The 13,247-nt window shown below is 29.7% G+C and carries 15 protein-coding genes; 3 read left to right on the top strand and 12 right to left on the bottom strand.

Annotated elements, in window-relative coordinates:
* Positions 1-11: 11 nt before the first annotated feature.
* From ABDX67_RS04410 to ABDX67_RS04355, 12 genes are all read right to left on the bottom strand, one after another.
* The gene (locus tag ABDX67_RS04410) at positions 12-1,214 is read right to left on the bottom strand and encodes an MFS transporter (protein WP_347173762.1); all 1,203 of its coding nucleotides are present in this window, start codon (positions 1,212-1,214) and stop codon (positions 12-14) included.
* Positions 1,211-2,329, bottom strand: coding sequence for a hypothetical protein (locus ABDX67_RS04405; RefSeq protein ID WP_347173761.1), 1,119 nt, complete (start codon positions 2,327-2,329; stop codon positions 1,211-1,213). The genes ABDX67_RS04410 and ABDX67_RS04405 overlap by 4 nt, the downstream gene beginning before the upstream one ends.
* Positions 2,330-2,333: 4 nt before the next feature.
* Positions 2,334-3,203, bottom strand: coding sequence for a phosphatase PAP2 family protein (locus ABDX67_RS04400; RefSeq protein ID WP_347173760.1), 870 nt, complete (start codon positions 3,201-3,203; stop codon positions 2,334-2,336).
* 6 nt (positions 3,204-3,209) lie between these two features.
* On the bottom strand, positions 3,210-4,097 hold the full coding sequence (locus ABDX67_RS04395) for a dienelactone hydrolase family protein (protein WP_347173759.1): 888 nt from the start codon (positions 4,095-4,097) through the stop codon (positions 3,210-3,212).
* Positions 4,098-4,114: 17 nt separating this feature from the next.
* A complete protein-coding gene (locus ABDX67_RS04390; protein ID WP_347173758.1) occupies positions 4,115-4,333 on the bottom strand; it encodes a DUF1059 domain-containing protein in 219 nt (72 codons plus the stop codon).
* 41 nt (positions 4,334-4,374) lie between these two features.
* Positions 4,375-5,652 (bottom strand): paraquat-inducible protein A, encoded by a 1,278-nt coding sequence (locus ABDX67_RS04385; RefSeq protein WP_347173757.1) that lies wholly within the window; start codon positions 5,650-5,652, stop codon positions 4,375-4,377.
* Positions 5,653-5,718: 66 nt separating this feature from the next.
* Entirely contained in the window at positions 5,719-7,359 is a 1,641-nt protein-coding gene (gene gldG / locus ABDX67_RS04380) for a gliding motility-associated ABC transporter substrate-binding protein GldG (protein ID WP_347173756.1), read from the bottom strand.
* A complete protein-coding gene (gldF, locus tag ABDX67_RS04375; RefSeq protein WP_347173755.1) occupies positions 7,352-8,071 on the bottom strand; it encodes a gliding motility-associated ABC transporter permease subunit GldF in 720 nt (239 codons plus the stop codon). Before gldF ends, gldG begins: the two co-directional genes overlap by 8 nt.
* 2 nt (positions 8,072-8,073) lie before the next feature.
* Complete coding sequence (locus tag ABDX67_RS04370; RefSeq protein ID WP_347173754.1) at positions 8,074-8,607, bottom strand: GNAT family N-acetyltransferase; 534 nt, start codon at positions 8,605-8,607, stop codon at positions 8,074-8,076.
* Between the two features lie 17 nt (positions 8,608-8,624).
* The gene (locus ABDX67_RS04365) at positions 8,625-9,233 is read right to left on the bottom strand and encodes an outer membrane beta-barrel protein (protein WP_347173753.1); all 609 of its coding nucleotides are present in this window, start codon (positions 9,231-9,233) and stop codon (positions 8,625-8,627) included.
* 11 nt (positions 9,234-9,244) lie between these two features.
* Positions 9,245-9,541 (bottom strand): putative quinol monooxygenase, encoded by a 297-nt coding sequence (locus ABDX67_RS04360; RefSeq protein WP_347173752.1) that lies wholly within the window; start codon positions 9,539-9,541, stop codon positions 9,245-9,247.
* A 17-nt stretch (positions 9,542-9,558) separates the two neighbouring features.
* Positions 9,559-10,389: an SAM hydrolase/SAM-dependent halogenase family protein gene (locus tag ABDX67_RS04355; RefSeq protein ID WP_347173751.1), complete on the bottom strand. Its 831-nt coding sequence runs from the start codon at positions 10,387-10,389 to the stop codon at positions 9,559-9,561.
* 244 nt (positions 10,390-10,633) lie between these two features.
* Here ABDX67_RS04355 and ABDX67_RS04350 point away from each other — a divergent pair, with 244 nt between their 5' ends.
* Genes ABDX67_RS04350 through ABDX67_RS04340 form a run of 3 tightly spaced genes read left to right on the top strand, consistent with a single transcriptional unit; the run spans position 10,634 to position 13,193 of the window.
* Complete coding sequence (locus tag ABDX67_RS04350; RefSeq protein ID WP_347173750.1) at positions 10,634-11,581, top strand: PhoH family protein; 948 nt, start codon at positions 10,634-10,636, stop codon at positions 11,579-11,581.
* Complete coding sequence (locus tag ABDX67_RS04345) at positions 11,578-12,195, top strand: hypothetical protein (protein ID WP_347173749.1); 618 nt, start codon at positions 11,578-11,580, stop codon at positions 12,193-12,195. Before ABDX67_RS04350 ends, ABDX67_RS04345 begins: the two co-directional genes overlap by 4 nt.
* Positions 12,196-12,242: 47 nt before the next feature.
* Positions 12,243-13,193, top strand: coding sequence for a phosphoribosylaminoimidazolesuccinocarboxamide synthase (locus tag ABDX67_RS04340; RefSeq protein WP_347173748.1), 951 nt, complete (start codon positions 12,243-12,245; stop codon positions 13,191-13,193).
* Positions 13,194-13,247: the final 54 nt, after the last annotated feature.

The following is a 13,247-nucleotide window of genomic DNA, read 5'->3' as shown; positions in this document are numbered from 1 at the left end:
TATTACTTTTTTTAATTTGTCATTCTAAACTTAATGACAAAAGAAGATAGAACTGTAATTATTCCGATGGAAATAATTGCGTATTCAATTCCCCAAATATCAGCAATAATTCCTGATAAAATAGCACCGATTGCATAACCTAAATCTCGCCATAAACGAAACACACCAATACTTTCTGCTCGTTGTGTTGGAGTAGTAGTTGCCGCAATTGCGGATAAAAATGTTGGATATACCAACGCAGTTCCAAATCCTAAAATTGCCGCAATAAAAACCAAACTCATAAAACTTGTAGTGTAAACGATAGAAATAATTGCAACTCCTTGTAATAACATTCCCCAAAACAACATTTTCTTTTTTGAATACACATCAGACATTTTCCCTGTAAATAATTGCCCAATTCCCCAAACAGAAGGATAAACCGCAGCAATAATTCCAATACTTTTTGTATCAAATTGTAAACTGATTAATAAAATGGGTAATAAACCCCAAATCATTCCGTCATTTAAGTTATTTACCAAACCAGCTTGCGTAATTGCGCTTAGGTTTTTATTCTTAAAAGTGGTTTCTAAAAAGACGTTTTCTAATTTTTTTGTGGTGTCAATTTTTTGTTCTTGATTGACAAATTTTCGTGTGTCTTTTACAAATAAAATCGACAGTAATAATCCAACAACAGAAATTCCAATTCCGATATAAAATGGATATGGAGTTATGCCGTATTTCTGCGCTACAATTCCGGTTAAAAATGCCACAATTCCGACTGCAAAATAACCAGCAAACTCGTTAATTCCCATTGCTAAACCTCTGTCTTTTTCTCCAACTAAATCAATCTTCATAACTACAGTGCTGCTCCAAGTTAATCCTTGATTAATTCCCAATAAAATGTTAGCAAAAATCACCCAATTCCAATGTGTAGCATTCATCAAAATAAAAGGAATGGGAATTGCAAAAAACCAACCTAAAATCAACAAGTTTTTTCGACCGTATTTGTTGGCTAATTTTCCTGTAAAATAATTGGTAATTGCTTTTGTAATTCCGAATGCAATAATAAAAGAAAGAATTGCAGTTTTAGAAGCGATGCCAAATTCGAGTTCGGCAAATTTTGGAAAAATGGTTCGTTCTAAACCAACCATTCCGCCAACAAAAGCATTTACAATTACTAAAATTGTAAACTGAACCCAATTTTCTTTTAAGCCAAGTGTTGGATTGTTGCTCATAAAGCTTTTTCGAAAATTCGGTATTTCTTATATACTTCGTGATTCATACGTTCCATAACAGCACGCATTTTAGTATTATCTTCCATAATTAAATGGCTGTCCATTACAGTTAAATTTCCTTTTCTGGCAGAATCAAATAACGAAACTGCCATTAAAGCGTCCAAGCCAGAATTTTGAATATTTTGCTTTACACAACCCAGCAACATATCTAGTTGTGTAGACGTTTTTAAAGCTTTTAAAATATGTAAAAATCCAAAAGGTAAAATTCTTCCGTTGGCTTTTTTAAAGCCTTCGCTTATGTTTGGCATTGCTACAACAAATGCAACAATAACATCGTTTTTATCTTTTACTAATTTGATATAATTCGGATTTAATAATGGTAAAAACCTGTTCGAAAATTCTGTTGCTTCTCTATCATCTAAAGGTGCAAATCCGTAAATATCAGTGTATGTTTCGTTGATTAAATTAAAGACCGTTTTAACGTATGGTTTTATTTCTTTTGACTTGGTAAATTCTAAAATTTTAAAACCTCTAGCTGTTGCACGTTCTGCAATTCTGATATAAATGTCTGCTGTTTTTTCTTCTAGTTGAACTCGGTATTGAAACAAATCTAGCTTTTTTTGATAACCATTTCTTTCAGTATGTGGAATCATGTAGTCAAAACTACAATTTGTAACCATTACTGTCATAGGATCTTTAAAACCTTTTAATAAAAAACCTTGCGGATCTTTATCAGAAAAACCTAATGGACCAACAATGTTTTCCATATTTTTTTCTTTCCCCCAAAGTTCAATTGCTTCAATTAGTTTATCAAAAACTTCAGCATCATCATAACATTCTAAATAGCAAAAACGAGCATTTTTTTCGTTGTTCCCTTTGTTGTAAACATGATTGATAATTCCCATGATTCTCCCAACAACTTCTCCATTTTTAAGTGCTAAATACATAATTGTATCGCAGTGTTCAAAAGAATGATTTTTCTTTTTATCAAACACTTTAAATTCATCTGTTACTAACGGTGGCAACCATTCTTTATGATTTTTATGAATTTTATACGGTAATTTTATAAAAGTTCTTAAATCTTTATAGTTTTCGACTTCTCTAAGATGAATCATAAATTTAATTTGAAAAAATTTTCTTTTTGAATTGATAATGATACACAAAATCTGCAACATATAAGATGAATGGAGCAATTAAAAGTCCAAATATTGCATCAACTGCATAATGCGCTTTAATGTAAACAGTTGATAAAATTAAAAGGAAAGTTATTGGCAAACAAATTTTAAAAAACAATGGCAATGTTTTTCTTGCTAATAGTAAAATAGCAACGGTTACACCAACATGAGAACTTGGAAAAGCACCAGTTGGTTGTTCTGCTCCAGCTTGTATTGCATGCATTATTTTCTGAAAAATATATCCGTTTGTTGGAACAGCTCTTTCTGGTAAATCAAAATAAAATTGTGGTCCAGCAGAAGGGAAAAGAGCAAAAATAAAATAGAAAAATAACAATGAAAAAGTAACTTTAAATACATTATCTAAAAAAAGAGTTTTTCTTTTAAAGTAAATGAAAAAAATAAAGCCAATAATGATAAAATAGAATGAAAAATAGCCAAAGTACATGAGCTCAGAAAACCATGAACTAGAAAAATATTCATAAAATTTTATACTTGGCTGAAAACCAAAAATCCATTGATCGATTTCTATAAAAATGGAGTCTAAATTATTAAAAAACAGTTTATTATAATGTACGGTTTCTGTATAAAAATATCCAGCAAATAAAACTGGATAGATATTTCTAAAAAGATTAAATAGTGAAGATTTTACAATCGGATTTAAAAAAATAAAACCCAAACTTACTGTAAAAACAATTCCTCTAATTAGTAATAACTCAACTACATTTTGGGTTTGATTCCAAGAAAAAACTAATAAAATGGTTGTAATTAAAAGAAATCCTAAAAAAAGGACATCAATTTTAAGAAATCTATTCATAAATACTTAACTCAACTTTTCATTAAAAAAATCAATGGTTCTTTTCCATGATAAATCTGCTGCAGGTCTATCAAATCTTGGTGTTGTATTGTTATGAAAACCATGATTTACATTTGGATAAAAATGTGCTTGATGTTCAATGTTATTTGCTTTTAATACTTTCTCATATGCTTCCCAACCTGCATTTACTCTTTTATCTAAACCGGCATATTGTAGTAATAATGGCGCTTTTACTTTTGCAGCATCTTCATCATTTGGTTGTCTTCCGTAATACGGAACGGCAGCTGCTAAATCAGAAAGTTTTACAGCCATCATATTCGAAATCCATCCGCCAAAACAAAATCCAACAACTCCAATTTTCCCATTACAATCTTTATGATTTTTCAAATATTCAAATGCTGCAATAAAATCTTCTAACATTTCATTTTGATTGCGTTTACGTTGCATAGTTCTTCCATCATCATCATTTCCTGGATAACCACCAAGCGGACTTAAAGCATCTGGAGCTAACGAAATAAAACCATCAACAGCAGTTCTGCGACCAACATCTTCAATATATGGATTTAATCCACGATTTTCGTGTACAACAACAATTCCGGGTAATTTCTTAGAAACATTTTTTTGAGTGGATAACAAACCTTTTATAGTTCCGCCACCTTTTGGAGAATTGTAATTGATGTAATCAGAATCTATGCGTTCATCATCCGAATTTACAGTACTTGTGTCTTTGTAATTTGGCGACATAAAACTTAGTAAAGACGGAACGGTAATTCCTGCTACTGCGTACAATCCTAATTTTTCAACAAAACCTCTTCTGTCGATTTTATTATGAGCATAATCGTCATATAAATCAAAAACTTCTGGAGAAATGTCTTCTTTAGTTAGTTTTTTCATGATGTAATTTTTAAATTTTATAAAGCTTCAAATTCTTTTTGACGCTCAGAAAACCATTGTTGCATAGCTTCTGGAGATTGCATTAACTCTTGCATTTTTTTCATTGCTTGCAAATGTTCAACATCTTGTTTTTGAAACATTTCCATTCCGTGTTGTTTGCTTAATTCTGCAATTTCTTTAAAAGTATTTGCAGAGAAAGCTACATCACAAGCGCCACCCAATTGTTTACAAGTCATTGTTTTCATCATCAAAAAATTTAATTAAAAATTAAAAATAGTTAAAATGAATGACTTTCTCTATTAAATGTTTTTAGAGTAGCTTTGTTTTGATGTAGTTTGTGAGAAATAGCAATACTTAGCAATACAAAAGCTGTAAAAGAAAAGAATCCGAAAAGTACACTAGAATTGTTTGTTGTTAAAATATCTGCAGATTCAGTAAATGATTCTAATTGATTTAGTTGATCGGTAACAATTCCTTCAAAACCAATAAAAGCCATAATGATTGCAATTACAAAAACGTCTGCCATTGACCATTTACCCGTTTTAAAAATGAAAAATTGAATGATTTTATGTTCTTTTAATTTTTGACTACTTAAAAATAAGATTGAAGAAATTAATTTTGTGATTGGAAACAACACACTAAATAAAAAGATTAATGTTCCAACTGCAACCAAATCAAATTTACGTTGTGCCATCATTAATGTTACCACTTCGTAAATACTTTTACTTTTGTAAAATAGCACTTGATTTTTAAAAATAATAGTTTCATTTAAAAACGAAAAACTAATTTCAGAAATACGAGCATCAATTTCTATCATTGGTAATGTAACTCCCAAAAACAGTAATAGAAAACTAAAAAATATGGTAATTAAATACGCAAATTTTGAGAAGTTTTTACCAAAGAAAAGTAGTAAAACAAATCCAAAAAAAGCAATTACTAAAACAATCTTATAATTTTTTGACGCCTCGTTTTGATTGATTATTTTTTCTTGTAAAATAGTTACTGTGTTTTTGCTAGTTGTTCCTTCGTGCTTTTTTATAATTGTATTTACTTTTGAGTAATCTGTTCTCGAAAAAGAATTATTTGTGTACTTTTTTAAGAGTAAAACAATGTATTCTTTAATTCCGTCTTTATTATTTTTAACATCTAAAAATGCCATTACTTTTTCGGTAAGTGCAGGAATATCATCTCTAATTCCGTCAAAAGCAGAAGCATATAATGTTTTTTTTACGGAAGCAAAAAGTCCACCAGCATTTTTCTTTTCTACCGTCTTTTCATAATCATCAATCAAAGTTTTTAACAATCCAGAAACATTTTTTTTCATTTCTTCGTTTCCAGCATCATCATTTTCAAAATCTTCTAGTTTAACAACAATGATGTCTGCCAATAGATTTTCCCAAGTATCAACATTTAACAAACCATATTGAACGCCAGAAAGTTCAATTAAATCATTTTTATGTTGTGCCTGAATTTGCTCACCTTTATACATTTTAAAGGAAGCAAAAATTGCAACTAAAAACAATATGCCAAGAAAAAATGTTTTAGACTGATTCATTATTAAACTAAGTTTAAGATGTTAGTAAAACGACGAAAAGTTAACTTGTTTGTTACAATTTAACTTTTAAGTATATTTCCTTTTTCGTAAATAATTAAATACAAAACCAAAGATAGCTAATAAAAGTAAAGGTAAAAGGACATTAAAAAATTGCCAATAAGAACGTTTTTGAAAAGCTTTTTGTTTGTCAAGTAAATTAATTTTTAGTGATTTATTTCTCAGGTTGATTAAGCCATCATCATCCAGTAAATAATCTACTGTGTTTAATAAAAATTCTTTGTTTCCAAAGGTTTCTTGCGTCCATTTATCGGTTGATAAATCGTAGGGTTGATTTTTTAAAATTTGATTTTTTGCAATATCTCCATCAGCAATAACAACCATTTTGTTTGCAGTACTTTGCTCTTTGTAAAGCGATGTTTTAAAAGGTTTTATTCTGTTTTTGTAAGCTGAATTAAATTTGCCTTCCAACAATACAGCAGTTAATTGTTTTCCGCTTCTGTATTCATTTGGATTGTGCTCATCAGCAATCGTTTTTAAATCTACAAAATTTGGTGTTCCTAATTTTCCAGACAATAATGATGTTGCCAATAAAGGTGTTTTTTTGATGTTGTTTTTTAAGGTATCTATCTGAGTTGTAAATTGCAAACGAACTGGACGAATATTTTTTGTTATTGGATGATCTGCATTTCCGTTTACCAACGGATGAAAAACCCAAGGTAAATATTGAAACTGAGTTTGATTGCCAACATTTCCGGTTGCTAACGGAATTTTTGCTGCGTAAGAATCTTTAATAATTGTTGTGTTAATTCTTACTCCGTACGCAAATAATAAATCAGTTAAATTTAAATCTCTTGGATACGCGAGCATTTTTCCTGTTTGCAATAAACTGTCTTGATCTGCTTGTACATTGTCAATCATCCACAACGTTTTTCCGCCATTTGTGATGAACTGATCGAGCGTTAATTTTTCTTCATCAGAAAATTTAATGGTTGGTTTTGCAATAATTGCCAAATCAAAACTCGATAAATCTTTTAATGTTTTTTGCGGATTTGTTAACACAGAATCTAATGTGAATTTAGACAAACCATATTTGCTTTGAACGTCTTTTAAAAAGCTATATAAATAAACATCTTCTAGCTGACCATTTCCAGAAAGTACCGCAATTTTTTGTTTGTTTTTTCGGTTGATATTATTAATAGCACTTGCAAAAGAAAACTCTAAACTTTCAATGGCATTTTGCAATTGTTCGTCTTGCGAATTAGCGTTTGAATTTGGTAATAAATTTACCAAATTTATTTTATTTTGATACGAAATTTCTGCCCAAGGAAATATAATTGCTTCCGATAATTTTCCATCTTCTTCAACGGTTAATCTGCTCGGAATCAATCCTTTTTTCATTAAATCTTCTCTAAAAGAATCTGGATTTATAAATTGAATTCTGATGTTAGAATTCACCGCTCTTAGTTCTTCTAAAAACTGTTTTGTTTCAATTTGTAAACGCTTAAATTCCGCAGGAAAATCGCCTTCTAAATACACTTTTACATTTAAAACCTTATCAACAGATTTAATGATTGAAGTTGTTGTGTTTGTTAACGTGTAGCGTTTGTCTTGTGTTAAATCAAACCGTTTGTAGAATTGATTTCCTAAGAAATTAATAAACAGTAAACCAACTACTAATTTTGCGATAAATTTTAAATTCTTAGACATTACGTAACTGGTTTTTAGTTAGTAATAAAAAGAAAACACTTACAGAAATAAAGTACAAAACATCTCTGGTGTCAATAACTCCACGGCTGATACTTTTAAAATGTTCGTTGATTCCTAATAACTGAATTGTATAACTATTGGACGGAAATAATCCTGAAATGGCATCAAATCCGTAGAATAAAAAGAAAGTTATAAAAACGCCTAAAATAAATGCAACAATTTGATTTTTAGAAAAAGTTGATGTAAACAATCCTATAGAAGTGTATGTTGCTGCTAAAAACAACAAACCAATGTACGAACCAATTGTGCTTCCTAAATCGATATTTCCAATGGGATTTCCTAACTGAATTATTGTATACACATAAGTCAATGTTGGTGCTAAAGCAACTACGATTAATAGGAGCGATGCGGTAAATTTACCCAACACAATTTGCCAATCTGTAATTGGTTTTGTGCGCAACGTTTCTATTGTTCCAGCATTTAATTCGTCAGCAAAACTCTTCATGGTTATTGCCGGAATTAAGAATAATAAAATCCAAGGTGCTAATAAAAAGAAGCTGTTTAAATCGGCAAAACCAGCATTTAAAATATTGGTATCGTCTTTAAAAACCCATAAAAACAATCCGTTTACCAACAAAAAAACTCCGATGACTAAATAAGCAATTGGCGAAGCAAAAAATAAGTTGAATTCTTTTCTAAGGATTGGAAACATATTTATTGATTTAATTGGAGACGAAAAATACGATTATTTTCAAAACCTTCGTCTTTCCTTTCTGGTTGAAAAACAAATTGGTGTTTCTCTAACAACGCAATTGATGCTTTATTATTTTGATGCGTAAATGCTTCTGTTATTTTTAATTGAAAAGTAGTTTTTCCAAACTCTAAAACTGCTTGCATCGCCTCATTCATCAACCCTTTTTGATGAAATGTTGGATGTAATTCGTACCCAATTTCTGCATATTTATTTTTCAAAGAAATATTGTGATATACAATTGTGCCAATTACTTGTTTAGTTTCTTTGAGTTCTATCGCCCAGAAAATTCTGTTTTTCTTTTCAAATTCTTGATGACAAACAGCAATAAAATCTGCTGCTTCTTCAAGAGTTTTTGGTGTTTTTCTAGAAATAAATTTGTTAATTTCTTTGTTTGAACGCAATTTAAAAATCACATCAGCATCATCAGTATTTAATTGACGTAACGATAAACGTTCTGTGTTAATTTCTGGAAAAACTTTAAAGATGCTATACATAAGTTATTGTTCTATCATTAAAAAACTAAAACAAAACCTATAAATGTTCCGATTCCACTATTAATACTTTTATTATTAGACGGATTACTTATTTTTGATTTAAACATTGATTTGGTATAGTTAACGCCAAGCTCTAAACCAATAGTATCGTTAATAAAATAACTAATTCCTCCGCCTAAAATTAATATGGTTATCTCTTCTTCGGTTTCTGATTTACTAGTTGAACTTTCAAATTTGGAATATTGACTCCCAAAACCATATTCTGCTAATAAAAACGGTTTGAATACTTTTTTAGATAAATAATATTTAATAAAAGGGCCAATAACATATGTGCTATTGATGTTTTCAGAAGATGAATCTTTAAAAGAAACATTTGAATATCTTAAAATAAAATCAACTCCTACAACTAAGTTATCTGTAATAGTGTAACCTAATTTTGGGCTAAATGAAAAAGAATTTAGGTTAGCTATATCTTTACTGTAATTGTCATTTTCATTAGAATTTGTTGTAAAACTAGCACTAAAAGAACTACTAGCACCTATATAAACTTTACCTTTTTCAATTTGACTAAAACTACTGATTGCTGTAAATAGTAAAATTAGTAGTGCAATTTTTTTTCTTTTCATAGTAATATAATTTAAGTTAATGATATTGTTTTATCAACACTCCAAGCTTCTGGCTTTTTATTGAATAATGCTTTTGTTTTTTTCCAAACACTTTTAAATAATTCAGAATTTCTATAATTTTCTAAATCTTGTTCCGTTTCCCAATAACTATAGGTAAAGAAAATTGTTGGATCCTTTTTATCACGATACAATTCTAATAGCTCACAACCTTTATTGTTTCTTATTTTCTCTTTTTTACTTTCAAAAATTTCTAAAAATGTCGTTACATTCTCTTCGTGAAATCCCATTTTTACAATTCTAACAAACATTTTTATTTCTTAAAAGATTAATAAAATTCTACCATAACAGTATCTCTGTAATCTAATCCTAATAAAGAAGAAGCGCCACCAACGGTATTTAAATTACTTCTGTAAATGGCAATTTCTAAAAATCCGGCAGAATTAAAAATAGCTAATCTATTGCCATCGTAATGATTTCTATTCTCATCAATTTCGTAATTGATAATTTCGTTGTATTTTTTGTTGATTTTATCAAAAGTATAACGTCTTGCAATTACTTTGTAGTTTCTTCCTTTTCCAATATCAGAAAATAATTTTTCGCTGATATTACTGATGACATTTCCGTAATTGTCAATATAAATAACACTACCAATAATTTGAGTTTCATTGGCGTTGATTTTAGGCTGAATTTCAGTCATTTTTTTATACGTCTGAATTTCTTTCCCGATGACACCTAAACTTCCACCACGAGCGATAAAACAAGCAACTTGAACAAAAACATCTAACACAGGGAAACTGCTTTCTACACGATCGTGAATGTTAATTTCTACAATTTGTGTTGGATTAATTTCTGATGCAATCATAGAAATGATTCCGTTATCTGGACAAATAAAATAATGATTGTCTAGCAAGATTGCAATGTGCTTATTTTCTGTACTCAATTCCGCATCTACACCAACAATATGAATGCTTTTTTCGGGAAAACTTTTATAAGAGTTTTTTAAAATATATGCTGTTTCTGTAATGCTAAAAGGAGAAATTTCGTGCGTAATATCAACAATTCTAGCATCCGGCAATTCTGTGTAGATAGCACCTTTTACAGCACCTACAAAATGATCTTTAGTTCCGAAATCTGTTGTTAAAGTTATTAAAGACATGTAAAAATCACCTGTTAATGAGTTTAAAAAAAGCATTTAAGTATTTAACTTAAATACATTTTAAAATTGTTATTCCCGTGAAAACGGGAATCTAAAAAAAAACATAAAAATTTTACACAAAGCTAATCAATTCTAAAATTTTATCCGTAATTTTCTTGTATAAAAAGAAGATAGATTTTATCTCATTTTATTTTATGTAATTAATTTCAATTTACAGATTGTTAACCTATTAAAATAGAATCATTTGACTGAACGAATTATTGAGCTAACAGACATTAACCCAAAAGATTTTTTTGGAACTCAAAACAGCACCATTGCACAATTAAAAAAACACTTTCCAAAAATAAAAATCGTAGCTAGAGGAAGTAATCTTAAAATTTATGGAGAATCAGAAATTTTAGACGAGTTTGAAAAACGGATGGAAATGCTGATGAAATATTTTAATAAGTACAATAAATTAGACGAAAATAGTATTGAACGCATTTTAACATCTACAGGAAAAGAAGAAAGAACAGATGTAAAAGCCAAAGAAGTTTTGGTGCATGGCGTAAGTGGTAAATTGATCAAAGCCCAAACAGAAAATCAACGTAAAATGGTTTCGTTAATGCAAAAAAACGACATGCTTTTTGCAGTTGGCCCAGCCGGAACAGGAAAAACTTATACTGCAGTTGCTTTGGCTGTAAAAGCATTGAAAGAAAAAGAAGTTCGAAGAATCATTTTAACAAGACCCGCGGTAGAATCTGGAGAGAATTTAGGGTTTTTACCAGGAGATTTAAAAGAAAAATTAGATCCGTACATGCAACCTTTATACGATGCTTTGCGTGATATGATTCCGCATGAAAGATTAGAATCTTATTTAGAAAAAGGAGTGATACAAATTGCGCCATTGGCATTTATGCGCGGAAGAACATTAGACAATGCATTTGTAATTTTAGATGAAGCTCAAAATACAACGCACAATCAAATGAAAATGTTTTTAACCAGAATGGGAAAACATGCAAAGTTTATTATTAATGGAGATCCTGGACAAATAGATTTGCCAAGAAAACAAGTTTCTGGTTTAAAAGAATCGTTGTTGGCGTTAAAAGATATTGATGGAATTGCACAAGTGTATTTAGATGATAAAGATGTAATTCGTCATCGATTGGTAAAAAGTATTATTAAAGCATATAAAAGTATAGAAACAGAATGATAAAGATTGAAGAAGACAAGTTAGGTTTACAAGATTATTTTTACATTGGATATTTATATCTAATTGTTTTAGGAATTGTTAGTGACGCCATTTTTTATGGAATCTTTGGTGTTTCATATTTGAATTACACCACTATTTTAGATGCGTTAATTTCACCAATAAGCTTATTAACAAACAATTGGTTTATTTCGTTGTTTTTAGCTATAATGTTTTGGTTGATGTATATGTATTTTACTAAATGGATGTTTAAGTTTTATGCCTATTTAAGAGTTAAAAAGTGGTATCAAAAAGTGTATAATATCGAAAAATGGGATAAAAAATATGAAGATTTAGGTAAGAAAAAAAATATACTTCCAGGTATGATGTTTATCTTCTTTATACTTTTTGTTTCTATGAGAACAGGTATGGGAATTGGCATGAAACAGAAGTTTGCAAAAAAAGAAATTATTCCTAATTACACATTGGTTTTTAAAGATAACACAAGGTTAGATGTTCGTAAAATAGGACAAAACTCTGCGTATTTTTTCTATTTTATTCCTGGTGAAAAAGTAATTACTGCAACACCAATTTCTGATAATTTAAAGCAAATAAAAGTCTTAAAAAAGGAGGAATAAAAAACAATAAAAGTTTACTTTTGCAAGCAACAACAACACAATAATTAATGAATACAATTAACGAAACCAACTTTAATTTCCCGAAACAGAAATCTGTGTACAAAGGAAAAGTTAGAGAAGTTTATAATATAAATGACGAAGTATTGGTGATGATTGCTTCCGATAGATTATCCGCATTTGATGTCATTCTTCCACGTCAAATTCCGTTTAAAGGTCAAATTTTAAATCAGATTGCAACAAAAATGATGCACGAAACTGCTAATGTTGTTCCAAATTGGTTGGTGGCAACTCCAGATGAAAATGTAGCCATTGGTCATTTATGTGAGCCATTTAAAGTAGAAATGGTCATTCGTGGTTATTTATCTGGTCATGCAGCTAGAGAATACAAAGCAGGAAAAAGAATGCTTTGCGGAGTAACAATGCCAGAAGGATTGAAAGAAAATGACAAATTTCCAACGCCAATTATTACACCATCAACAAAAGCAGAAAATGGCGAACATGATGAAGACATTTCTCGTGAAAATATTTTAGCCAACAATATTGTTTCTGAAGAAGATTATTTGGTTTTAGAAGATTATACCCGTAAATTGTTTGCCAGAGGAACAGAAATTGCTGCAAAACGCGGATTAATTTTGGTAGACACAAAATACGAATTTGGAAAAACAAAAGAAGGTAAAATTGTGTTGATTGATGAAATACACACACCAGATTCTTCTCGTTATTTTTATGCTGATGGATATGAAGAGCGTCAAGAAAAAGGAGAAAATCAAAAACAATTATCAAAAGAATTTGTGCGTCAGTGGTTGATAGAAAATGGATTTCAAGGAAAAGATGGTCAGCAAATTCCAGCAATGTCTGATGAGAAAATTATAGAAATATCAAATCGATATATAGAGTTGTACGAGCAAATTACAGGTGAAACATTTGTAAAAGCAACTACAGAAAATGTATTAGAAAGAATCAATAAAAATGTAACGGAGTTTTTACTTCGTAATTAAAAAATAAAAACCTCTCGACTCCGTTCGAGGAGACATTTATTTGTCTGTTCGAGC

The organism is Polaribacter uvawellassae, assembly GCF_039748955.1.
Taxonomy (GTDB): Bacteria; Bacteroidota; Bacteroidia; order Flavobacteriales; family Flavobacteriaceae; genus Polaribacter; species Polaribacter uvawellassae.
The sequence above is the reverse complement of the archived record's forward strand: the minus strand, read 5'-3'. Positions and strand labels throughout refer to the sequence as shown.